26 protein-coding genes are annotated in these 22842 nt (G+C 50.1%); 8 read left to right on the plus strand and 18 right to left on the minus strand.

The annotated features are described in order from the left end of the window. Positions 1 to 47 precede the first annotated feature (47 nt). Positions 48 to 677 carry an MBL fold metallo-hydrolase gene (locus IC21_RS02970; RefSeq protein WP_013859649.1) on the minus strand — a complete coding sequence of 210 codons (630 nt, stop codon included), beginning with the start codon at positions 675 to 677 and terminating at the stop codon, positions 48 to 50. Positions 678 to 806: 129 nt separating this feature from the next. On the opposite strand from IC21_RS02970, the gene IC21_RS16080 reads away from it, so the two are divergent. Further along, a complete protein-coding gene (locus IC21_RS16080) occupies positions 807 to 980 on the plus strand; it encodes a DUF2759 domain-containing protein (RefSeq protein WP_019720590.1) in 174 nt (57 codons plus the stop codon). A 98-nt stretch (positions 981 to 1078) separates the two neighbouring features. Here the strand turns inward: IC21_RS16080 and IC21_RS02980 are convergent, their stop codons facing one another. The 5 genes from IC21_RS02980 to rpmG all read right to left on the minus strand — a co-directional run bounded on the left by IC21_RS02980 (position 1079) and on the right by rpmG (position 4277). Further along, a complete protein-coding gene (locus IC21_RS02980) occupies positions 1079 to 2047 on the minus strand; it encodes an ROK family glucokinase (RefSeq protein WP_029142062.1) in 969 nt (322 codons plus the stop codon). Further along, positions 2040 to 2261, minus strand: coding sequence for a YqgQ family protein (locus IC21_RS02985; protein ID WP_029142061.1), 222 nt, complete (start codon positions 2259 to 2261; stop codon positions 2040 to 2042). Before IC21_RS02985 ends, IC21_RS02980 begins: the two co-directional genes overlap by 8 nt. 308 nt (positions 2262 to 2569) lie before the next feature. Further along, on the minus strand, positions 2570 to 3736 hold the full coding sequence (locus IC21_RS02990; RefSeq protein WP_029142060.1) for a rhomboid family intramembrane serine protease: 1167 nt from the start codon (positions 3734 to 3736) through the stop codon (positions 2570 to 2572). A gap of 100 nt (positions 3737 to 3836) precedes the next feature. Next, the gene (gene yqgO, locus IC21_RS16965) at positions 3837 to 4013 is read right to left on the minus strand and encodes a protein YqgO (RefSeq protein ID WP_168940082.1); all 177 of its coding nucleotides are present in this window, start codon (positions 4011 to 4013) and stop codon (positions 3837 to 3839) included. 114 nt (positions 4014 to 4127) lie between these two features. Then, entirely contained in the window at positions 4128 to 4277 is a 150-nt protein-coding gene (rpmG, locus tag IC21_RS02995; protein ID WP_014098013.1) for a 50S ribosomal protein L33, read from the minus strand. Positions 4278 to 4553: 276 nt separating this feature from the next. Between rpmG and IC21_RS03000 the strand changes: the two genes are divergently transcribed. Further along, positions 4554 to 4916 (plus strand): hypothetical protein, encoded by a 363-nt coding sequence (locus tag IC21_RS03000; protein ID WP_029142059.1) that lies wholly within the window; start codon positions 4554 to 4556, stop codon positions 4914 to 4916. A gap of 65 nt (positions 4917 to 4981) precedes the next feature. Here IC21_RS03000 and IC21_RS03005 read toward each other — a convergent pair whose 3' ends face one another. From IC21_RS03005 to sodA, 3 genes are all read right to left on the minus strand, one after another. Continuing rightward, the gene (locus IC21_RS03005) at positions 4982 to 7147 is read right to left on the minus strand and encodes a peptidoglycan D,D-transpeptidase FtsI family protein (RefSeq protein ID WP_029142058.1); all 2166 of its coding nucleotides are present in this window, start codon (positions 7145 to 7147) and stop codon (positions 4982 to 4984) included. 102 nt (positions 7148 to 7249) lie between these two features. Continuing rightward, positions 7250 to 8464 carry an MFS transporter gene (locus tag IC21_RS03010; RefSeq protein ID WP_019720582.1) on the minus strand — a complete coding sequence of 405 codons (1215 nt, stop codon included), beginning with the start codon at positions 8462 to 8464 and terminating at the stop codon, positions 7250 to 7252. A gap of 122 nt (positions 8465 to 8586) precedes the next feature. After that, complete coding sequence (gene sodA / locus IC21_RS03015) at positions 8587 to 9195, minus strand: superoxide dismutase SodA (protein WP_013859658.1); 609 nt, start codon at positions 9193 to 9195, stop codon at positions 8587 to 8589. Between the two features lie 181 nt (positions 9196 to 9376). Here sodA and yqfZ point away from each other — a divergent pair, with 181 nt between their 5' ends. The 3 genes from yqfZ to IC21_RS03030 all read left to right on the plus strand — a co-directional run bounded on the left by yqfZ (position 9377) and on the right by IC21_RS03030 (position 11647). Next, on the plus strand, positions 9377 to 9709 hold the full coding sequence (yqfZ, locus tag IC21_RS03020; RefSeq protein WP_029142057.1) for a protein YqfZ: 333 nt from the start codon (positions 9377 to 9379) through the stop codon (positions 9707 to 9709). Positions 9710 to 9816: 107 nt separating this feature from the next. After that, positions 9817 to 10917 carry a flavodoxin-dependent (E)-4-hydroxy-3-methylbut-2-enyl-diphosphate synthase gene (ispG, locus tag IC21_RS03025; protein ID WP_142236779.1) on the plus strand — a complete coding sequence of 367 codons (1101 nt, stop codon included), beginning with the start codon at positions 9817 to 9819 and terminating at the stop codon, positions 10915 to 10917. Between the two features lie 136 nt (positions 10918 to 11053). Beyond that, on the plus strand, positions 11054 to 11647 hold the full coding sequence (locus tag IC21_RS03030) for a 5' nucleotidase, NT5C type (protein ID WP_013859661.1): 594 nt from the start codon (positions 11054 to 11056) through the stop codon (positions 11645 to 11647). Between the two features lie 147 nt (positions 11648 to 11794). On the opposite strand, the gene zur is transcribed toward IC21_RS03030, so the two are convergent. The 3 genes from zur to IC21_RS03045 are packed head-to-tail and all read right to left on the minus strand — an operon-like array spanning position 11795 to position 13859. Beyond that, positions 11795 to 12226 (minus strand): zinc uptake transcriptional repressor Zur, encoded by a 432-nt coding sequence (gene zur, locus IC21_RS03035; RefSeq protein ID WP_029142056.1) that lies wholly within the window; start codon positions 12224 to 12226, stop codon positions 11795 to 11797. Between the two features lie 2 nt (positions 12227 to 12228). Continuing rightward, a complete protein-coding gene (locus IC21_RS03040) occupies positions 12229 to 13086 on the minus strand; it encodes a metal ABC transporter permease (RefSeq protein ID WP_019720577.1) in 858 nt (285 codons plus the stop codon). 14 nt (positions 13087 to 13100) lie between these two features. After that, a complete protein-coding gene (locus IC21_RS03045; RefSeq protein WP_029142055.1) occupies positions 13101 to 13859 on the minus strand; it encodes a metal ABC transporter ATP-binding protein in 759 nt (252 codons plus the stop codon). Between the two features lie 194 nt (positions 13860 to 14053). On the opposite strand from IC21_RS03045, the gene IC21_RS03050 reads away from it, so the two are divergent. Then, positions 14054 to 14308, plus strand: a complete 255-nt coding sequence (locus tag IC21_RS03050; RefSeq protein ID WP_013859666.1) for a DUF2624 domain-containing protein — start codon at positions 14054 to 14056, stop codon at positions 14306 to 14308. 41 nt (positions 14309 to 14349) lie between these two features. Here the strand turns inward: IC21_RS03050 and IC21_RS03055 are convergent, their stop codons facing one another. The 3 genes from IC21_RS03055 to IC21_RS03065 form a co-directional block, all read right to left on the minus strand. Further along, positions 14350 to 15723, minus strand: a complete 1374-nt coding sequence (locus IC21_RS03055; RefSeq protein ID WP_029142054.1) for a C40 family peptidase — start codon at positions 15721 to 15723, stop codon at positions 14350 to 14352. A 283-nt stretch (positions 15724 to 16006) separates the two neighbouring features. Then, entirely contained in the window at positions 16007 to 16906 is a 900-nt protein-coding gene (locus IC21_RS03060) for a deoxyribonuclease IV (protein WP_029142053.1), read from the minus strand. A 15-nt stretch (positions 16907 to 16921) separates the two neighbouring features. Further along, positions 16922 to 18232, minus strand: coding sequence for a DEAD/DEAH box helicase (locus IC21_RS03065; RefSeq protein WP_013859669.1), 1311 nt, complete (start codon positions 18230 to 18232; stop codon positions 16922 to 16924). Positions 18233 to 18443: 211 nt separating this feature from the next. Between IC21_RS03065 and vrrA the strand changes: the two genes are divergently transcribed. After that, positions 18444 to 19076 (plus strand): VrrA/YqfQ family protein, encoded by a 633-nt coding sequence (gene vrrA / locus IC21_RS03070; RefSeq protein ID WP_029142052.1) that lies wholly within the window; start codon positions 18444 to 18446, stop codon positions 19074 to 19076. 226 nt (positions 19077 to 19302) lie between these two features. After that, positions 19303 to 20268: a 4-hydroxy-3-methylbut-2-enyl diphosphate reductase gene (locus tag IC21_RS03075; protein ID WP_029142051.1), complete on the plus strand. Its 966-nt coding sequence runs from the start codon at positions 19303 to 19305 to the stop codon at positions 20266 to 20268. 283 nt (positions 20269 to 20551) lie between these two features. Here IC21_RS03075 and IC21_RS03080 read toward each other — a convergent pair whose 3' ends face one another. The 3 genes from IC21_RS03080 to cccA form a co-directional block, all read right to left on the minus strand. Further along, positions 20552 to 21670: a Nif3-like dinuclear metal center hexameric protein gene (locus tag IC21_RS03080; RefSeq protein ID WP_029142050.1), complete on the minus strand. Its 1119-nt coding sequence runs from the start codon at positions 21668 to 21670 to the stop codon at positions 20552 to 20554. After that, entirely contained in the window at positions 21667 to 22365 is a 699-nt protein-coding gene (locus IC21_RS03085) for a tRNA (adenine(22)-N(1))-methyltransferase (RefSeq protein WP_013859674.1), read from the minus strand. The genes IC21_RS03080 and IC21_RS03085 overlap by 4 nt, the downstream gene beginning before the upstream one ends. A gap of 90 nt (positions 22366 to 22455) precedes the next feature. Continuing rightward, on the minus strand, positions 22456 to 22827 hold the full coding sequence (gene cccA / locus IC21_RS03090; RefSeq protein WP_013859675.1) for a cytochrome c550: 372 nt from the start codon (positions 22825 to 22827) through the stop codon (positions 22456 to 22458). Positions 22828 to 22842 lie beyond the last annotated feature (15 nt).

Genomic DNA, 22842 nt, shown 5'->3' on the forward strand with positions numbered 1-22842 from the left:
TTGCTTTTTCCTTGCACTAAAAAAACCGGCATTCGCTGCCGGTTTTTTTATCCCCCCAAAAACGGGTTGGAACTTTTTTCGGCCCCGATCGTTGTCTGCGGCCCGTGTCCCGGGAACACGATTGTATCCGGGTGCAAAACCAGTAACTTTGTATGAATGCTTTCCTGCAAAACGCCATGGTTCCCGCCCGGAAGATCGGTCCGCCCAATGCTGCCGGAAAAAAGGGCGTCCCCTGAAAAGACAATGTTGTGATCAGGCAGCCAGTACGAAACGCTCCCCGGGGAGTGGCCCGGCGTTTCCAGCACTTGAAGCGAAAAAGAGCCGATTTTCAACATGTCTTCCCCGGCGATAAGCTTTTCCGCCCCGCGCGCGCTGATTTCTCCCATCCCGAAAAAATGGGAGCCGTTTTGCCCTGGATCCCCGAGCCACATCTCTTCCTTTTGATGGATATAGGCCGGGATTTTGTACGCATCCCTTACCGCATCAAGGGCGCCAATATGGTCAAAATGGGCATGCGTTAAAAGCACCGCAAGCGGGTTCAGCGCATTTTCCCCGATAAAAGCGTGCAGCCTTTCAAATTCCGCTCCGGGGTCAAATATCAAACAGTCTTTTTCGTGGTTCCACAGGATATAGCAATTCGTCTGAATGGGCCCGACCGGCAATTGTTTCCATTTCATTCGTATCCCTCCTCCCTTATTGTATCATGTTTTCATCCGTAAAAAATGCCTGTTCATTTACTCGACAAATCACCAGACCGGTTGTAAAATAAAGATAATTGAATACCTTTTCATTATAAGGGGGATGTCATGGGTACAGTCATTATTTTCAGTCTCGTCTCCATACTGTCACTGATTGGTTTCATTACTGCGGCCAAAAACAAAAATATCCTCGGATTTATTTTCGGCATCATTTCTTTTGCCCTTTTCGGCTGGTTTGCCATCATGACCGTCATCCATTCGGGCTACCCGGCCTTTACTTAATGCTGAAAAAGCGGCGCCATGCCGCTTTTTTTCATCTCATTATATCGCTGTTTGTAGTATGCCAAAATCAGCGCGTATCATGGAAGGGGGCGCCCCGCTTAAATTTTATTTAACGCCAGCCACGCTGCCCCGAGCACGCCGGCATCGTTTCCCAATGTGGCAAGTTCCAGTTTTGTCGATTGGCCGACCGTGTTGAACGCGTATTTCAAAAAATAAGCGCGCACCGGGTTTAAGAGCGTTTCGCCTGCTTTTGACACCCCTCCCCCCAACACGATTTTTTCCGGATTTAACGTATTGGCCACACTTGCCAGCGCAAGCCCGAGGTATTTTGCCGTTTCGTCAACAATTTCGTGGGAAAGGGCATCTCCCGCTTTCGCAAAGTCAAACACGTCTTTGGCGCTTACCGATCCGCTTCGGGCATACAAATCTTTTAACGGGGACGCGCCGCTAAATGCAGCCAGTTTCGCTATGGCTGTCCTGACCACGCCTGTTGCGGAAGCGACCGTTTCAAGGCAGCCGGTTTTCCCGCAGTTGCATCGTGCCCCGCCTTCCGGGATGACGGTAATATGGCCGATTTCGCCTGCCGCCCCTTTTACGCCGTGGACGATATCCCCGCCTGTAATGATGCCGCCGCCGACACCGGTGCCAAGCGTAACGAAGACCATTTCCCCGGAACCTTTCCCGGCGCCTTTCCACATTTCACCGAGTGCCGCAACATTTGCATCATTATCGATCACCACTTTTAACCCCGCCAATTTTTGCAATGTCCCGGCAACCGGATAATGCTGCGCCCAGCCGATATTGACGGATTCATAAATCACGCCGGCTTCCATATCAACCGGCCCCGGTACGCCGAGGCCGATCCCTGTGATCTCTTTTTTCTCCCGCTTTGCCCGGGCCAATTCGTCCTCAATCGATTTTGCGATATTCGGAAGGATCGCTTTCCCCTCGTTAGCCGTCACAGTCGGGATCTCCCATCTGTGTACAATATCGCCTGCTTCATTCACAAATGCCAGTTTTGTGGTGGTGCCCCCCAAATCAATGCCAATGATCCACTTCTCAGCCATTTCGCTCACCCTCCATTTTTTTCTCTTTTTCCAACCGTTTTTCCTGCCTGATGATCAACAGGGCGGTTTCGTATTCGCTGTTTTCCAGCACCCTTGCCTGGTACAACTGCCTCAGTTCCAATTCCATCAGCTCGAGATCGGCAAGCCGGTCCCCGATATAGACAATAATGCCGAATTTTTTCAAAAGCTGTTGCACATCATAAAGTGTTCTCATTTCGACCCAGCTTTCATTTATAAAAAATCTGTTCCAAGAAAAGTATAGTCGATTGTGCAACTTCTAACAAGCATCAAATTGCGGCAATTTGCCGGATCATTTGGCCGCCCGGCGTGGAAGTACGCCGTGAAACCTTGCCCGGTGCATTTTTTGAAGGATAGCCGCGGAAACCCACGGCGCCCCTATATACCGGCGCGCTTCCCCCGGCCCTAAAGAGAGAAATTTTTATCCCGGCACGATCCGTCCCCCGAAAGGCCCGCACTTGCACGCCAAAGAAGCGGCCCGGAACCGAAACGGGGGCATGCTTATTAGTCTGCCGGGTGAATGCCGCGCAGACCCATATAAACGAGGAAAGCGGCAATAAGAAGAGCCGGAAGCTGCACACCGATGCGCTTCCGTTTCGGAAAGTGGACGATGCATGCTGCAAGAAAGCCGCCGAAAAGCCCGCCAAGATGCCCGAAATTGTCAATGCCGGAAACGGAAAAACCGAAAACGAGATTAATGATGATGAGCGTAATGACACTCGGTCCCATTGTCCGGAAAAAAAGATCTCGGTAAGCCGTCCCGATGTAAAGAAGCGCGCCGAACAAGCCAAAAATCGCACCGCTTGCGCCGGCAGAAAGGCTTGGTGAAAACAGGAAGCTGGCCAGGCAGCCTGTAAACCCGGCGAACAAATAAATCAGGGCAAAGCGCGCCTTGCCGTAAATCCGTTCGACAAGCGGCCCGATATAGTATAAAGAGAGCGAATTCATAAAAAGGTGCATGATCCCGATATGAATAAAAACGGGCATAATCAGCCGCCAATATTGCCCTTCCATAATCAGCGGATTGTACTTGGCGCCGAAACGGATCAGGTTTTGCGTATTCTGCGTCCCGCCGGTAAGCGACATAACAATAAACACGGCAATCTGTACGGCCAGAAAGACGTATGTAAAAAATGGCCTGCCCGCGTCAAACAGCTGCCGTTCCTCCTCTTCCCGGCGCGCCTCGGCTTCGAACACCGTCCGCTGTAATGCATAGGCGTCCCCGCTCATCGTTTCAGGCGCAATGGCAAGCCGGCTTTCCGTGAACGGGCGCAGCTTACTGATCCCGGGACCAGGATTCTCCCCTTCAATCAATACGCTGCGGAGTTCCGTTTTTCCGCCATTGATATGCATCGGTTCATCCAAATAGATTTCATAATCGTCAACCGGCGCATACTCGCTTACGTAAATATTGAGTACGCGCGGAGCAAGCCGCTTTATTTGTTTGCATAAATCTTCAGCCTGTGCGCAACAATCGCGGATGTCGCGGTATAACCAGTTGCCCCAGTCGATGTCATACCGCAAAAGACGCACAAGCGGCAAATTCTTCTTTTTTGTATTGGCAAGCCACATTTCATCCCGGTTTTCACTCAAAAACAGGATCCGGTACTCCTGTTCCACGACAAAATGGCGGCTGATTGCCCAAAACAAAACATCTGCCCTACTGTTCACGATTTCCCCTGCCTTTTTCCATCCATTTTATCCTAACTATATCGAAAAAAAGAGCGGAGTGTAAAGCGTTTGGCCTTTTACACCCGCCCTTTTTTCACCGCTATTGAAAAACCTGGCCCATGACGCGCGACCGTAATCCGGGAATCCGCATTGCCGCCGTGACCGCCAATTTTCTCGCAGGGCCGTACCCAAATACAGTGTTTAATACCCGGTAACGGTTCCGGTAAGCTGCTGAAAACAGAAGCAGCACCACCATCCACTTCACCCATCTGTTCATGGCGATTCCTCCCCCGAAAAATTTTCTGCAACTCATTTCTATTTTTCCTACCGGGGGAGAAATTATCCGCTAACGCTGTGGCAAAAGAAAAAACAGCAGGAAAACGCCTGCTGTTTACTTTGTTTCGCGATGTACGGTTGCACGTTTGTCCCGCGGGCAATATTTTTTCAATTCAATACGGTCCGGGGTCGTACGTTTATTTTTTGTTGTAATATAGTTACGCTCACCGCATTCCGTGCAAGCCAGTGTAATGTTTACACGCATGTTTCATCCCTCCATCTTTCTCAATCGATCGTGCATACGACTTTTCTATCATAGCATTTTTCACGTACGATTGCCAGTATGTTTTTTCAAACAAAACCGTTCTTCCCACCGGCTGCCGATATATGTGAAATTTTCACTTGAATGGGGCAAGCAAGCCTGCCGGTCCCGCTTTGCTGGCACGAATTGGCCCCCTCTTGCCGGATAGGCGGTACACTTCACAGGAAAATCATGATATAACTAACAATAGTACTTTGCAATGAAAAAGGAGAGAACTGGATGGTTATTACGCTGATTGTGTTACTGGCGCTTTCTGTGGTATTGTTTCTTATTTCGTTTTTCCGCCAGGACCACGCACATCTGGTAGAACAGGAACTGGAAGATTTGTCTTTAAAATTTTTCCAGGAAACGTACCAGATCAAAAAAAGATTACAGACGCTCGAAGAAGAATTTATGATGCCCGGAGCCGATCCGTTTCTTCCGGATCCGTCCGGCAAAAGTCCGGTCAATGAAATTGTAAAAAACCAGGTGCTCGCTTTGTTCCGGCAGGGCCTTTCATTCGAACAGATCGCAAGGCAGTCCGCCCTCCCCGTAAACGAAGTGAAACGCATCATTTCCGGTGCCATGCAAATACCAGAATAGATTTATACAGAAAACGGATAACAGGGTTCCCCCTGTTATCCGTTTTTTCCTCAGCCGGAGACGGCCTAGTTGGCATTTGCAACTGTCTTTTCCGGCGTATTTGTTGCTTTGCTCTCCTCTTTTTTCTCCAGATCAAAATAGGCTTTAAACACACGGTTTGCAATTTTTAAATTCGTGTGCGGGTCGGATGCTCCCCCCATATAGGACCATGGCACGACGACCGAGATGGCAATTTCCGGATGATTGTACGGCGCATAGCCGACAAAAGTGGAATTCCATGCATTGCTCCAGAGAGAAGGATGTGTTCTTCCTGCGGCGTCGTATTTTTCCACCAGTTCACCGCCATAAACAGCCTGGGCTGTCCCGGTTTTCCCTGCCACTTTCAGGCTGGAATCAATCCGCCCGTAAGCTGTTCCGTGGGGAACGTTCACCACATTATAGAAACCTTGTTTGACGCGGTTGATGTATGATTCTTTCATATCCACACGGTTTAAGACCGTCGTGCCGATGTCTTTCTCGACAGGCCCGAGTGTCTTGCCGTCCGGGCTTGGTTCACGGATTTCCTTCGCAATATGCGGCTGCACACGGTAACCGCCGTTTGCGATCGTGGAAACATACTGGCAAAGCTGCAGCGGCGTATACGTGTCAAACTGCCCGATCCCAAAGTCGAGCACGTTCCCGCTGTTCGGCGGGACTTCCGTTTGGTAGCCGCCGACTTCGCCCGGAAGGTCAATGCCGGTTTTGACGCCAAGCCCGAACTGGGCAAAATATTTGCGCAATGTCCGGATCGTTTTCATTTTGTCAATCCTGAGCGGGCCATTTGGCACATAATTGTGCTGCCCGCCGATCGCCATCACCGTCCGGAACATATATACGTTAGATGAAACCTGCAGGGCCTTTAAGTCGTTAATCGCCCCAAAACCGTTGGCAACCCACGATTTTTTCACAGGGGTGCCGGCAAAATGGAGCGGCTGGTCAACAAATACACTCCCGGGCGAGATGGCCCCGGTCTGGTACCCGGTCAAAACAGTCGCACCCTTTACCGCTGAACCTGAAGGATAAGCGGTTGTCATATTCCCAAGCGCAAAGTCCTTGATTTTCGCAGATCCGTTCTTTGTGACCACCTGTTTGCCGGCCATTGACAACACTTCGCCGGTATAAGGGTTCATGACGGTGACAAAGGCACGGTCAGCAAGCGGATTGCTTGCGCGGGCCGCTTTGATTTCATCGGTAATAATTTTCTCCACTTCTTTTTGCAGGTCAATGTCAATAGACAGGACAAGGTCGCTGCCCGGCTTCCCTTTGCTGATCACTTTTGAAGAGATGACATTCCCTTTTTTATCCTGTTTCGCTTCCACTTTTTCTTTTTCGCCGCTCAAGACATCTTCATACTGCTGTTCAATGTAGCTTTTCCCGACGCGGTCATTGCGGCTGTATCCACGGGCCGTGTAGTACTGCTCCTTGTCGGCAGGCAAGCCTTCTTTTTCGGTTGTCACATCGCCGAGGATTGACCCTAAAACCGAATCGTTGCTGTTTGCCTCTCTGAACACATAGTTCCGTTCCCAGTCGGTTGTAATGTCCACGCCCGGCAGCGCTGAAAGATTCTCGCTCACAGTCGCATACTCTTTATTTGTCACGCCCGTGTTTTTGATAATTTGCGGGGACAGCACATAGCCGGCCGACATTTTGCTGTAGATCGCGAGCACATTGAGATCTTCCGGCGACATTGAATCCAGATCCTGTTTCGTAATCCGCTTCAGCTGCAACTTGTATATTTTGTCGCTGTCGTTGTCGAGCTTTGCCTGTTCTGCTTTGGAAACGAGCTGCTTTGCCGCTTTCGGATGGGTCAGGATCCAAAAGTCTTTTTTATCCCGGTCCGTCAGCCGTTTCACATCCGCATCCGGCACTTTGATGATTTCCCCGAGTTTCCTTGCCACTTTCAGCATTTTTTTGTTGTCATCCGCCTGGGTTCTCGTATATGTGATCGCCTTCAGCGCTTTATTGCCCACAATCACTTTATAGTTCCGGTCAAGAATTCTTCCTCTTGGAACAGAAGTATGGATCGTCTTGTCTTCCGTCTGTTCAAGTTCTTTTTTGTAATCCTGGCCGTAGACAATCTGCACAATGCCCAGACGCACGACTAAGACCGAAAAAAGCACAAAAACAGCAAAGAACAGCATATTCATTCTAAATGGAATATGCGACCGCTTTTTCCGCTTCTTTTTTTTCAACCTTTTTCTGCTCCTCCCTTCGCCATCGGCTATACATTCCATTTTAGCGAAAAAATGCGGACATGGCTATAAAAAATACCGCCATTTTTGGAAACGGCGGCCCTACATATCCCCAATCCGGATATTCCTTGTAAAAAGCGAAATGCACAAATGCCCTGCCCCAATGACTAGCATCAGCACGCGGATGCTCACCTGGCTGTTGAAAAAAGTGACGGCTGCAATGAAAAGTAAAATTGAAGCAACTCTGCCGGCATTGGTAAATATTTCAAGCACGACAACATACTCAATCCGTGCTTCCGCTGCTTTCCATGCCCTGCCGATCACATCGTATGTCATCGAATTATACGGGACAAGCAGAAGCGGGTAAGCAATCGCAATCGTTGCGGCATAAAGCAGCATTCTCGGATAGGTGACTTCAAAAACAAACAAAAACACGGCCGCATACAGAAGCAGCCCGCCCAAAAAAATCGAGCGCTGGCGGTGCTTGATTTTAATATAACGGGCAACGAGCGTGTACCCGAGAAACTGCAGGCAAGAATTGATCAGCCCGAACGTGCCGAGAGAAAGCTCGCTCCCCGTAGAAAGGAACACGAAAACGGAAATCATAAACACAAACGTGCCATCCCTTAAACCTTGGACAAAATGGGCGCTTGTAATCCGTTTCCAATTCGGGTTGCGGTGTCGTTCCTTTACGATTTGCTTAAACAAATAACGGCCGTGTGCAGGGCGCGGCGCAATAAAAAAACTGAGGACGACGGCAAGGGCAAACAGGATCAGGGAGAGGGCAAAAACGACCGTATAACCGGTTTTTCCGATTGCTGAAATGATCAGCCCTGCGGCAAACGGCCCGGCCATGCCGCCGATGGAACCGAATGCCCCCATAAAGCCGTTAAAAAAATCCCTCGTCTCAGGCTCCGTAATTTCAAACGTCAGTACATTGTAGGCGAGCCAGTAAAAGCCGTAGCCGATACCGAGCAGCCCGCCAAGCAAAACGATAAAATCGCCGGCATGCCCCCGCGAAAACAGCACGCATAAATAAAACAGCGCCAAAAAGGCAACCCCGATCCTGAACACCATGACCCTGTCCACTTTTTTTGCCCATCTTCCCGCAATGATAAAAGTGAGCGGCTGCAGGATGACAACCGATAAATTATATACCGCCAGATCTATGTACTTCCCTGTCTGCTTCCATAAATATATGTTAACGAAAGAATTGGACAGCGAAACGCTTAAAGAATAAAGCCCGCCGATCGCAAGCAGCAGCAGCAGATCTTTTGACAGTTCTATATCTCCGAACCATTTTTGCACACGCTTCATAAATCAAAACTCCCCCCATTCCCCTATATTGTTTTGAAAAACGGGGGCGTTTATGCACGGGTGCATGCAAAAAGGGCGTGCACGCAAATTGCGCGGCACGCCCTTTTTTAAATGGATCGCGATTATTTCGCTGCTTCGTACAGTTTTTCCACTTCGTCCCAGTTTACAACATTCCAGAATGCAGAAATATATTCCGGACGGCGGTTTTGGTATTTCAAATAGTAAGCATGTTCCCAAACATCAAGGCCAAGAACCGGTTTTTTGCCTTCGGAAAGCGGGCTGTCCTGGTTCGGGGTGCTCATAATTTCGAGCTCGCCGTTATGGACAACAAGCCATGCCCAGCCGGAACCGAAACGGCCTGCTGCAGCAGCTGCAAATTGTTCTTTGAATTTTTCAAAGCTGCCGAATTTGCTGTTGATCGCGTCAAGCAGCGCGCCTTTAGGTTCGCCGCCGCCATTTGGCGAAAGCAGCGTCCAGAACAGCGAGTGGTTGGCATGCCCCCCGCCGTTGTTGCGAACCGCTGTACGGATTTCTTCCGGAACCGCATTCAAATCCGAAATTAAGTCCTCAACGGATTTGGAAGCAAGATCGTCATGGCCTTCCAGCGCTTTGTTCAAGTTGGTGACATAAGTATTATGGTGCTTCGTATGGTGGATGTTCATCGTTTCCTTGTCAATATAAGGCTCCAGTGCATCATACGCATACGGCAATTGCGGTAAAGTGTACGTCATATCTTTATTCCTCCTTTATGTAATGTTTTGAACCGGAAAGATTCAAATATTTGTCATATTTAATGTACCAAAACCGGTTGATAGATGGCAAATTTTACGCCTGCATTTTTCTGAATCCCCCCGGGTTCTAATTGCAGAATACCGGCATATACTGGTAGCACTCATAAAGGAGGGAATGTCCATGTTGAAAAAAATCGCTGTGCTCTTTTTCGCTGCCCTTATCTCTTACTGCATCTACTACGATCTCCACGCAGGCACAATCCCGACGAATGCAAAAGAAACAGCCGGAAAAACCGTTGCCGTACAACCGCAAACAACGCACCGCCCGTATGTCACAGCCAAAGTCCATTCCGGTGACACGGTGCTTACGATTATCAAACAAATATCGGGCGGGCCGGCGCCTTCGATTGAAAAAGCGATCCGTGATTTCAGCAAACTGAACGGCGGAATTGCACCGGAAGACATCCAGATCGGACAAACGTACCGGTTTCCCATTTACGGCGAATCCCGGTAAAATGCGGACAATGGCTTGTCAATCGGGGCAGTCAATTGTTAAAATGTAAGTTGGTAAAATGTTTATGGACTGACAGATCATTAAAGGAGCGAATATCCTTGGGTGAGATCATACACCGTACAAAAACGCGCCCTGTCAAGGTCGGAAACTTGACGATCGGGGGCAGCAATGAACTATTCATTCAAAGTATGACGACGACGAAAACACATGATGCCGATGCAACCGTCCGCCAGATTGAGCGGCTTGAAGAAGCAGGCTGCCAGATCGTGCGCGTTGCTGTCCCGGATGAACGGGCGGCAAGGGCTATTCCCGACATAAAAAAAAGAATCCATATCCCGCTTGTCGCGGATATCCACTTTGATTACCGGCTTGCGTTAATCGCGATTGAAGGCGGCGTCGATAAAATCCGGATTAATCCGGGCAATATCGGCAAGCGTGAAAAAGTCGAAGCGGTCGTGAAAGCGGCAAAAGAGCGCGGCATCCCAATCCGGATCGGCGTCAATGCAGGAAGCCTTGAAAAACCAATTTTGCAAAAATACGGATACCCTACAGCAGACGGCATGGTCGAAAGCGCCCTGCACCATATCCGGATTCTCGAAGACCTGGATTTTCACGACATTATCGTTTCCATGAAAGCCTCGGACGTCCGCCTTGCCATCGAAGCGTACGAGAAAGCGGCAAGGACATTTGACTACCCGCTCCATCTCGGCATTACCGAATCCGGGACGCTGTTTTCCGGCACCATCAAAAGTGCCGCAGGGATTGGGGCGCTTTTAAATATGGGAATCGGCAACACGCTCCGCATTTCTTTAAGCGCCGACCCGGTGGAAGAAGTGAAAGTCGCGCGCGAGCTGCTGAAAATATTCGGGCTTTCCTCCAATGCCCCAACGCTCGTTTCATGCCCGACTTGCGGCCGGATTGCGATCGATTTGATCAGCATCGCAAACGAAGTCGAAGAATATTTACAGACCATTAAAGCGCCGATTAAAGTTTCAGTCCTCGGCTGCGCCGTCAACGGCCCCGGCGAAGCAAGAGAAGCGGATATCGGCATCGCCGGCGCACGCGGGGAAGGCCTCCTGTTCCGCAAAGGGAAAATCATACGGAAAGTGCCGGAAGATCAAATGGTGGAAGAACTGAAAAAAGAAATCGACATGCTTGCCGAAGCGTATTACCAAAAACAGGCTGCGCAAAACGCGAACCCCGTCTGACCGAAACACCGGCGTAAAACAAGCCGGTGTTTCTTCATGCGCGGCAATGTTTATCCTGCCGGCCCGGCCCTTGCAAACGGGCCCGGGTAACAGGCAGCACGATCGCTTCACATTCAAAACACAAAGGAGGCGCACCATGGTGAAAAAATACCGTTTCGGCATTGACATTGACGGGACTGTGACAGACCCTGAAACGCTTATTCCGTTCATTAACGATGCCTTTCACATTGGCCTGAAATATGAAGACTTAACGAAGTATGAGATCACAGATGTCGTCGATATTCCTGCCGGGACATTTGCCGACTGGTTTATCCGGTCGGAGCCTGTGATCTATGCAAAATCCCCGGTGGCAAAAGGGGCAAAAGAAGTGTTAAACAAATGGGCAGACCGGTTTGAGCTGTATTTTATCAGTGCACGCGCATCCCATCTGCTTGATGTGACCAAAAACTGGTTTACAAAACAACAGCTGAAATACCATCATATCGAGCTGATCGGCACGCATCATAAAGTGGAAACCGCAAAAAAATACAGCGTTGATCTGTTTTTGGAAGACAAACATGACAATGCGGCTGCCATTGCACAGACCCTTGGCATCCCCGTCCTTCTGTTTGACACCCCGTACAACCGGGATCCCGTCCCGGAAAATGTGTACCGGGTGAAAAACTGGAAAGAAGCGGACGACTGGGTCAGGCGCTGGATCACCCAATCCGGCCGCGCCGCACACGATTAAAGGGCTCCTTCTTTCTGTAAGGGGCAGGCCGGATTGGGGGTGCGCTTTTTGCGGGTGACCTGTGCGCCGCCCGCTTGGCTTATTTCTTGAAAATGCATGTGTGAAAATTTCCAAGTATTTAACAAACCCTGCCGGAAGCAGGGTTTGTTAAATATTTTGCCGCGTTTCATCCGCCATGCATTCCGGGCACGTGCCGTAAATTTCAAACTTATGGCCGGAAATGGCATACCCTTCCAAACCGCTGACCGTCGGCATCGGGCAATCCGGGATTTCTTTCGTCTTCCCGCACGCCAAGCAAATAAAATGGTGATGGTGGTGGTTTGTCGAGCATTTGAAACGGAAATGCTTTTCACCGGACAGCTCTGTCACTTCCAGAATGCCAAGTTCGGCAAAAAGCGATAAATTCCTGTAAATCGTGTCAAAACTGAGGCCCGGATAATCATCTTTCATCCACACGAGCACGTCTTTTGCCGTCAAATACTTATTGCTCTCCGAAAACAAATCGAGCATTTTTTCTCTTTTTCCTGTATGCTTATAGCCGTTTTCCTTCAAGATTTCAATTGCCTCATCCAAAAGCATGTTCACACCTTCATTTTGTTCAAACCGGCACCAGGCCGGAATCGTTTCATATAAACCGCCAAAAGCAAAATAGCGATGGAAATCACCACAATTGTACCGCCGGGCGGCAAATTCAGATAAAACGCCGTGACCAGCCCGCCCAAAACGGAAATTTCACCAAAAAGAACGGAAAACAAAATGGTCTGTTTAAATCCCCGGCTGATGCGGATGCTGGCCGCTACCGGGAGCGTAATCAGCGCAGATACAAGCATAATCCCCACGATCCGCATCGCGGCCGAAATTACAAGCGCAATCAGCACCATAAACAGCAGGTGGATCGTTTTCGCAGGGATGCCGGACACTTTAGCATATTCCTCATCAAAAGAAAGCAGGAAAAGTTCCTTGTACAGCAAAAGGATCACAGCCGCCACAATGACGGCAATCCCCAGAATGAGCCAAAGATCAGCCCGGCTTACCGCGCTTACGCTGCCGAACAGGTAATTCATCAAATCTACATTATACCCGCCGGCCACAGAAATAAAGATCAGCCCGATGCCAATCCCGCCCGACATGATAATCGGAATCGCAAGTTCTTCATAATGCCGGTAAACCCCGCGCAGCCGCTCGATCAGCACGGATCCGAGCACGGAAAAGCCGGTGCCGATATAAAGCGGGTTCAGCCCGGCAAGAACAGGAAGCTTGCTGCTTAAAAACAGGCTGACAGCAATCCCGGACAATGTGACATGGCTGAGCGCGTCCGCAATCAGCGACAAACGGCGCACGACAATAAAACTGCCGATCAAAGGGGCAATAAGGCCGATTAAAATCCCGGCCAAAAATGTATTTTGCAAAAAGTGATAATGAAAAAGTGCAGCAATCATTCGGTTTCTCCTTCTCACCCATATTCATGTGCCAGCAACCGGGCATCGCGGGCGTACCAGAATGAACGTTTTTCTTCATCCAGTTGCTGAAACGCGTGGATGTCGCCATGGAAGTATAAATGCTGGTTTAGGCACGCAACATGCGTCACCTCGTCGGAAACGGCGTCGATATCATGTGTGACAAGAATCAGGGTAATGCCCCATTCCCTGTTCAGCCGCTCCAGCATTTCGTAAAAAGACCGGACATGGTGCTGGTCCACACCGACTGTCGGCTCATCCAGCATCAAAATCTCCGGCTTGCTGACAATGGCCCGCGCGATAAACACACGCTGCTGCTGGCCGCCGCTTAGCTCGCCAATATTTTGATGGGCGTACGCCTCCATCCCGACTGAGCGGATCGCTTCCATTGCTTCCTTTCTGGCGCTGGGGCCAAGGAAGCGGAACAGGCCGGTTTTTTTCACCAGGCCGCTTTCGACCACTTCCAAAACAGTCGCAGGATAACCGGTATTAAATGCATTGGCTTTTTGCGAAACAAAACCGATCCGGCTCCAGTCTTTAAAGCGGCTGAGCGGCGTGCCGAAAAGGCGGATTTCCCCTTCCTGCGGTTTTAACAGCCCGAGCATGAGCTTTAACAGTGTTGATTTTCCGGAACCGTTCGGGCCAATGATGCCGAGAAACGCTCCCTTTGGTATGTTTAAATCGATCTGTTCCAGCACATTCTTCCGGTCATAACGGAAAGAGAGGCCTGAAACTTCCACAATGTATTCTTCCATACGCAACTCCTCAATCAGAATCATTCCGATTTAAACATTATACCCGCTTTCCGGAAGATTGTAAAGGGTGGCGGTTCGCGGTGAAATGCCGGCGGTTGCCGCCTTCTTGCCGCTTTTCTGCTTCCGGCGCAATGCCCCATCCGAAACATTTCTTCCCGGCCCGCATATACATGAAACGGGGAGAGTGATGGATATTGAAACTGATTCAAAATATGGTCAATTATAAGGTGAATATCATTACCGGCGCGGAACTTTTTAAATACGCGCGGCAGTTTAACGTGAAAATCAGCCGCGAAGATGCGGAAAAAATCGCGGATTATGTGCGGGGAAAACAATTGGACATCTTTGATGACCAGGCCCGCAGCAAAGCGCTGAAGGACATTGCAAAAATTACGAGCCCGCTCACCGCAAAAGAAATCAACCGGGTGTTTGTCTTATTGGCAAAATAGAAAAGAACCGGCCGAAAAACAGCTTTTCGGCCGGTTCTTCCTTATTTAACTACACGCCTGACAACGCCATTAAAGCACTTTTTCCAGTAGCCGCTGCTCATGTTGTCAATGGAAACGCCATCTGAACTGTTGCAATCAAGAAATTTGCCGCCGCCCAGGTAAATGCCGACATGGCCGTTGTACTTATAAGTATCAAAGAAGACGAGGTCCCCCCGTTTCATTTGCGAAGCACTAACCACCTGTCCAAGACCGGCAAGCGTATCCGTATTCGCGCCGGAGCCGCCCAGATCCACGCCTACCTGCGCATATGCCCAATGAACAAAGGAGGAGCAGTCAAAAATCCCGTTTGCAATGTCGCTTTTCGTCCTTCCGCCGCCCATTTTATAGGAGGTATGCCCGATTAAAGCCGAACCGGCGCTGATCGCTTTTTCAACCGTTCCGGAAGCGTTATTTGAAGAGCGGCCGGAATCAGAAAAGGAAGATACGCGCGCAACATGTTTTGCGCGGGATCCGGGCTTTGCCTTTTCCTTCTGTGTATGTGCCGCGGTTTTTCCGTTTGAACCATCCGGGCCTCTTCCGGCGCCCGTGCCGGAAGAGGCGGAATCCTCTTGCTCCCGGTCTTGAGGAGCGGAAGGTTTTGCCGCATCAGATGGCGCGGCCGCGGCCTGCTTGCTTTCAAGTTCAGCGAGCGCTGCTTTTTCCTCTGCGTTTAAGGAAGCTTCTTTGTCTTTCAGCCTGGCCAACTCAGCTGCAACAGCCTGTTTTTGCTCCTTGAGCGCTGCTTTCAGGCTTTTCTGGTCTGCAAACCGGTATTTGTTTTCTTCTTTCAGCTCCTGCAGCTCGGATAAATCCGACTGCACTTTCTGAAGCTTCTTTTCCACTTCAGCTTTTGCTGCATTTAATGTTTGGCTGTCTTTTTCCTGCGCTTTTAAAATGGCGCGGTCTGCTTGGACAAACGTCGTTAACGCCGCTGCTCGGCTGACAAAATCGCTCAGGCTGCCGGATTCAAGCAGCACATTCAGGTAACTGTCCAGCCCGCCGTTTTGCTGAATGTCACGCGCACGTCGGGCAAGTACGTTGTTGCGTTCTTCTATTCTTTTTTGCGTTTCTTTCATTTTTGCATTTAACGATGCAACTTCGTCATGCGCATTTGACACTTCCTGCGTTTTTTCACTGATTTTCTGATTGGTCTGGCGGATCTTAGCCGAAATTTTATCCATATCCGACTGAAGCTGTTTCTCGTTTTCTGCAATCTTCGCAATCTCGTTTTGCTTGCCGGAAATGCTTTCCTGCACGGCCGACTCCTCGTTTTGAATGCTTTTGGCAGCGGTTTCTGCGGATGCTTTGCTAAGCGGGACGAAAGCGCTGCCTGCGATAAATGCAGCAGCGGTTAACGACAAAAACTTCCTGTTCACCTTAACGCCTCCATTGCTATGTACCGGCTTTTCCCCATTATGTGAAGCTCCCGTTCTATTAATCTATTGATATTTCTGATTATATCATTCATTCTTTGGCAAATAGATTACAGTTTTATTTCATTTTGAAAATGGAGGTTTATTTTTAACAAATCCAGGCAAAACCAAAAGCTTTGAAACGGTATAGATGCAAAAAAACAGCGGGGCACGATGAATGGTGGTGTCCCGCCGTTTTTATGTTTTTATTTGGCCTTTTTCAGCGGCTTTAAAACCCGGCCGGGATTCAAACGGGCTGTTCCACAATTTTGGCCAGCAGATTTTCGTCAAATTCCCTGTTTCTAAGCATGGCGATTTCGTATTTGTACGGGGGCTTGCGGTTCTTTTTGTCTTCGCCGACATAAGGGGTTTCCAAAATTTTCGGGATGTCCTGAAGCGCCGGGTGATGCACGATATAGTCAAGGGCTTCAAATCCGATATGGCCAAACCCGATATTCTCATGCCGGTCTTTGTGCGAGCCGGCTTCATTTTTGCTGTCATTGATATGCAGTACTTTCAGGCGACCGATGCCGATGATCCGGTCAAATTCATCCAGCACTTCATCAAACCGGTTTTTCACATCATAGCCGGCATCATGGGTATGGCAAGTGTCAAAGCAAATGGAAAGCTTGTCATTGTATTTGACGCCGTCTATGATTTCCGCCAGTTCCTCAAACGTCCTGCCGCATTCGGATCCTTTGCCGGCCATCGTTTCAAGCGCAATCTGGGCGGTTTGCCCCGGAACGAGCACCTCATTCAGCCCTTCAATGATTTTCTTGATCGCTTTTTCCGGCCCTGCTCCAACATGGGCGCCCGGATGCAAAACGATCTGCTTCGCCCCGATTGCCTCCGTCCGCTCAATTTCCGACTGCAAAAAACGGACACCGAGTTCAAATGTCGCAGGATTTGTTGTGTTGCCGATATTGATAATATACGGCGCATGGACGACAATCTCCTCTATGCCATGTTCTTTCATATGGGCAAGGCCTGCTTCAATGTTCAAGTCTTCAATTTTCTTCCGCCTTGTATTTTGCGGTGCGCCGGTATAAATCATAAATGTGTTGGCGCCGTATGAAACCGCCTCTTCACTTGACGCAAGCAGCATTTTTTTGCCGCTCATCGAGACATGTGAACCAATTTTAAGCATGGTGTTTCTCCCCTTTTATTTCCGTTTTTGCAATTTCCTTTGCCGTTTTTTCAGCATTTCGATCTGCCGTTCCATTTTCTTTTTATAGCCCGGCTTCACTTTTTTCGGCCTGCCGATTGCCTTTCTCGCCGCGGTTTCCGTTTTATCCGCTTTTTTCACACGCTTTTTGCGGCGGTTCCGGTCGCCCAGTTCCACCCATTCGCCGCGGCGCACATCACGGTAGATGAAGGCAATCCCCATTTTCTCAAGCTGCGTGAGGGCAAACTCATCGGAAGGTTCGTAAATGGTTGCGCATATGCCCGATAGATCGGCGCGGGCCGTTCTGCCGGCGCGGTGGACGTAAAACGTCAAATCTTTTGGCAGCTCGTAGTTTACGACATGGCTGACCCCTTCGATATCAATCCCGCGCGCGGCCAGATCAGTGGCAATGATATACCGGTATTCCAGGTTTTTGATTTGTTTCATCGTTTTCGCCCGTTCCCGCGGCGAGAGGTCTCCGTGGATACGGGCCGTTTTCATCCCTTTTGCCGAGAGCCCTGCAGCAATTTCTTCCACCATCGCTTTTGTGTTTGCAAATACAATCGCCAAGTACGGGTTAAACGCCTCGAGGGCATCATGCAACACGTCAATTTTCTCCCGCGCGCGTTTCGGGATCAGAATATGTTCAATTTTTTCTGCTGCGATTTGCCGCGGCGCTACCTGCTCGAATTTCGGATTTTCCATATACTTTTTTAAAAACGGCTTTAATTTTTCGGGAATGGTTGCCGAAAACACGAGCATTTGCAGTTTTTCAGGCATCCTCCCCGCAATTTGGTCGACATCCACGATAAAGCCCATATCGAGCATAATATCCGCTTCATCGACAACAAACGTTTTTGCTGTATGGACAAACAACGCCTGCTCTTTCACAAGATCATTCACCCTGCCCGGCGTGCCGACTACAATTTGCGGCTGTTTTTTCAGTTTGCTGATATCACGCTGCTTGTCCGTTCCGCCGATAAACAGTTTGGCGGTTATCCGGCCTGTTTCTTCCCATTTTAATACTTCCTGAATTTCATGGTAAATCTGTGCCGCCAGTTCCCGCGTCGGGGCCGTAATCACCGCCTGGACTTCCGCAAGAGACGGGTCTGTTTTTTGCAAGAGCGGTAGCACATAAGCATGTGTTTTCCCCGTTCCCGTCTGCGACTGTCCAATGGCACTTTCCCCACGCAAAACAAGCGGGATCATTTTTCGCTGTATTTCCGTCGGTTCGGCAAAGCCTTTATGTTCGATCGCTTTTTCGATAAATGGTTTAAAACCGAAATCTTTCCATTTTGTTCCGTTCATGTTTCCACTCCTTCTCTCATGCAGCAGAACGTCTTGTTATTATAATCAACATCCGAGAAAAATGCCAATTTCCGCATGCCCCGGTATGCAAATGGAAATTTTTGTGCCGTTTACGGGCAGAAAGAAACTTTTTTTGCATGCCAGACGTTTCCGTTTGGCCTGCATATTGTAATATTGAACGCAAAAGCCAAACAGAAAGGGGGTCAAATGGATGCCGCCAAGAAATATGCCGCCGGTTTTCGGCCGGCAAAACCCGCCCCCGTTCGGCGGAATGCAGCGTAGTCTGTTTGCCGGGAACCGCCTGGGCGGGCCGGGCATGCCCGGGCAATTCAGAGCCGGAGGGCAAATGCCGGGATTTCCGGGCCGAGCGGGCGCAACTGCAGGACGGGGCGGAGGGTTTTTATCCAGACTGTTCCAAAGGGGCGGGCAAACAGCAGCCGCCAACCCGGCAGCCGCCTTCCAGCGGGGTACCGCCGGGGGAGGCGGATCACTTTTCAAATCCATCACAAATCCTTCTTCGATCAGTTCGTTTTTAAACAATACACAAAACGTCCTGAAAACCGCGCAACAGGTCGGCCCGATGATCCAGCAGATCCAGCAGGTCGGCCCGCTCGTCAAAAATCTGCCGGCGATGTGGAAATTGTACCGCGGCCTGAAAAATGCCCCGGAAGAGGAGGGGCAGGAGAACCGCGAATTAAGCAGCAAAGAGAAAAAAACTGAACCGGCAAAAGAGAAAAAAAGCAACCGGCAGGCGGGTCGTAACGCATCATCTCAACCCGCAGAAAGCACAAATGGCGAAAAACGCCCGGAAAAAGGGGCTTCCGTGCCAAAATTGTTTATTTAAGACGCCAAAACCGTTTGTACCCGCGTGCAGACGGTTTTTTCTATTAAAAGCTGGCACCGGCCCGTGCGTTTCCATCCTTCCGGGGAAGCGCGCCCTATTTCAGGCACGGCCGGCTGTGCAAAAACCCGTTTTGTATTCTTTGCCGCATTCCGATATAATACAAATGTAATAGACTCATTTCCCAGCCCGGATGCCGGCGTTCCGGCACCCTGTTAGGAGGATCGCGATGGAAGTGCTGAAAATTTCCCCCAGGGGTTACTGCTACGGCGTTGTTGACGCAATGGTCATTGCCCGCAACGCCGCAATGGATAAAACTTTGCCGCGTCCCATCTATATCCTTGGCATGATCGTCCACAACCAGCATGTGACGGATGCCTTTAAAGAAGACGGGATCCTTACGCTCGACGGCAAAAACCGCAAAGAAATTCTCGAAAAGGTGGAAAAAGGCACCGTTATTTTTACCGCGCACGGCGTCTCCCCCGAAGTGCGCGAACTTGCCCGAAAAAAAGGCTTGACGGCCATTGATGCCACATGCCCGGACGTGGCGAAAACCCATGATTTAATCCGCGAAAAAGAAAAAGAAGGCTATGATGTCATTTATATCGGAAAAAAAGGCCATCCGGAACCCGAGGGGGCAGCCGGTGTCGCACCCGCGATTGTCCATCTCGTCGAAACGGAAGCAGACGTGGAAGCCCTCGATATCCGCAATGATAAAATTATTGTAACAAACCAGACGACGATGAGCCAATGGGACGTGGCGGATTTGATGGAACACATCCAAAAGAAATACCCGCATGCGGAAACGTACAATGAAATCTGCCATGCCACGCAAATTCGCCAGGAAGCCGTTGCCAGGCAGGCCGGGGAGGCCGATTTGCTGCTTGTAGTCGGCGACCCGCGCAGCAACAATTCAAACCGCCTCGCGCAAGTATCGGAAGAAATCGCCGGCACAAAAGCATACCGGATTGCCGATGTCGAAGAAATTGAGCTGGCATGGCTTGAAGGTGTACAAAAAGTTGCCGTAACGGCAGGGGCATCGACGCCGACGCCGATCGTGCGTGAAGTCATTGCATTTCTTGAGAAATTCGACCCGGAAGACGAATCAACCTGGGAACGAAAGCGGAACGTACCATTAAACAAAATTTTGCCGAAAGTCAAAGCGCCGCACCCTTCTTCCGGCCAAAAAGCATAAAAACCCGGTTGGAACGCTTCCGGCCGGAAAAGTAATAAAGGCAAAAGGGCGGAGTCCGGTGGGCATCCGCCCTTTTGCCTTTAACTATCCATGCTGGAACGACTGCAGCACCGGAATGAAAATGAATACCCGTTGGCACGTATTTTCAGGAAGGCATCCATACGGGATGCAACGGGGCACCGGCAAAAAGAATGAAAATGAGCCATCGCAATCTTTAAAGGATAACGCGGCCCGGGTTAAAAAAGGCCGCCTTTTCCCTGCTTTCAGCGGCCCCGGCGTTTTCTTAAAGAAACTGAAACGGGTCTGTGTTTACTTCGGATGCAATAAAGCGGACATCGAGCTGATGCTCCCTGCATGCTTTTCGCATATAGGCCGCAACCCCTTTTTTCATCACCTTCTCCACGTTATGCCCGGGGTCTACGACATTCAGCCCGAGCGCCAGTGCATCGTGGGCGTTATGGTAATAAAAATCCCCGGTGACAAACACATCGGCCCCCGCCCTTTTTGCCTCAGCAAAATATTTGTTGCCGTCTCCGCCGAGAACAGCCACTTTTTTCACTTTTTCGTCCAAATTTCCGACGACGCGCAATGCCGGAACTTCGAGCGTTTTTTTTACATGTTCCGCAAATTCCCGCAGTGCCATTTCCCGTTCGATTTCGCCGATCCGGCCTAGCCCGAACTTCCGGCCTTCATTTACGACCGGATAAATATCATAGGCAACCTCTTCATACGGGTGCGCCTCAAACATGCTGGCGAGCACCTGTTTTTCAATCGATGCGGGATAAATCGTTTCAACCCTTGTTTCACTTGCTGCCTCGAGTTTGCCCGCTTCCCCGAGGAACGGGTTTGTCCCTTTCCCCGGCAGAAAACGGCCGGTACCGCGGGCGGAGAAAGAACAATGGCTGTAATTCCCGATCGCCCCCGCGCCGGCATTCCCAAGCGCCGTTCTTACAGCCTCTTCATGGGATACCGGGACAAAAACAACCAGTTTCCTCAATTTGTCTTCAAAAAGAGGCGATAATACTTCCGTATCACGGAGCCCTAGCGCCTCCGCCAGCAAGTCGTTCACGCCCCCTTCTGCAATATCAAGGTTTGTATGGGCGGCATATACAGCAATCCCGTGGCTGATGCATTTTTCAATCAGCCGCCCCTGGGGGGTATCCGTCGCCATGTTTTTTAACGGCCGGTAAACGGCAGGATGGTGGGCGATAATCAGCTGGGCATCCTTTTCAATCGCTTCATCCACCACATCTTCCAAAACATCAAGCGCCACCAGCACATTTTTCACCGGCCCGTTTAACTGCCCGATTTGGAGCCCGACCGGATCCCCGTCCATTGCAAACTTTTTCGGTGCAAACTGCTCAAATAGCTGGATGACATCATGCCCGTTCGCATGCTTCATGTTAAAACCTCCTCTACCAAAGCAATCAAATGGCGATAGACGCCCTTTTTTTCTTCAATTTCCGGGCTTGCGCCTGCCTGCTCCAGATGGCTGAGCACGGATTGCCATTTTTTGATTTCATTGCGCCATTTTTTCCGGAAAGCTTCATTTTGGTTTTTGATTAAAACCGGGCCCACCAGGCGTTCCGCTTCCGTGAGCGCCACAAGCGCGCCCGCATATTCTGCTGCAATAATTTCATATATTTTTCCGTCTTCCTCGAGAATGTCTTCTCCTGTAATGGCCCATCCGTTTTCCGCCAGCCATCCGCGGACAATGTGCGATCCGGTATTCGGCTGCAGGATGAGCGTTTCTTTGCCGTTTAGTTTTGCTTTTCCGCGATCAAGGATGGAGGCAATTAACGCGCCGCCCATCCCGGCAATCGTAATGCACCCCGCTTCCCCTGGAGCCAGGATTTCAAGCCCGTCTCCTTTCCGGACGCTGATTTTTCCGGCCAGCCCTGCTTTTTCCACTTGTTTTTGCGCCGAATGATACGGCCCTTCCGCCACTTCCCCGGCAACCGCCTCTGCTACGCTGCCGCACTTCACGCAAAATACGGGCAAATAAGCGTGATCAGACCCGATATCTGCCAATACAGTGCCGGCCGGAATAAAAGCCGCCACCGACTCAAGCCTTTTTGAAAGTTTCCCACTGTTCATTTCTTCACCACTTTACATGTGATACTTCTATTGTAGCCACTTTTTGCCATAAAAAAAAGGGGGATGCCCCCCGTACGGCGAACCTGCCTCTTATTTTAGCTTTGATACCCAGTCCGCCATTTCATCAATATGGTCCTCTTCGACAAGTCCGGCCGGCATGCCACCGCTCGTGCCGTTCCTGAGTACATCTTTAATCTTATCTTTGGGCAATTTCTTGCCGATGCCATGGAGATTCGGCCCGGCCCCGCCTTGCAAATTGTTCCCGTGGCAGGTCACGCAAGTCTTTTTGGCAAAGCTCTCCGGATCAAACTTTTCCGAGGAAGCGGTTTCGGTTTGCTTTGGATGCTCCTTTTCTTTGGCCACTTCCTTCGCATCCCCGATCCCTTTCACGGAAAGAAAAAAGATAAGGGCAAGCCCGAATGCCATAATCAGCACATATGGGATGACAGGATTTCTTTTCAATGCGTTCCCCCCCTT

It is taken from the genome of Heyndrickxia coagulans DSM 1 = ATCC 7050, from assembly GCF_000290615.1.
GTDB lineage: Bacteria > Bacillota > Bacilli > Bacillales > Bacillaceae_C > Weizmannia > Weizmannia coagulans.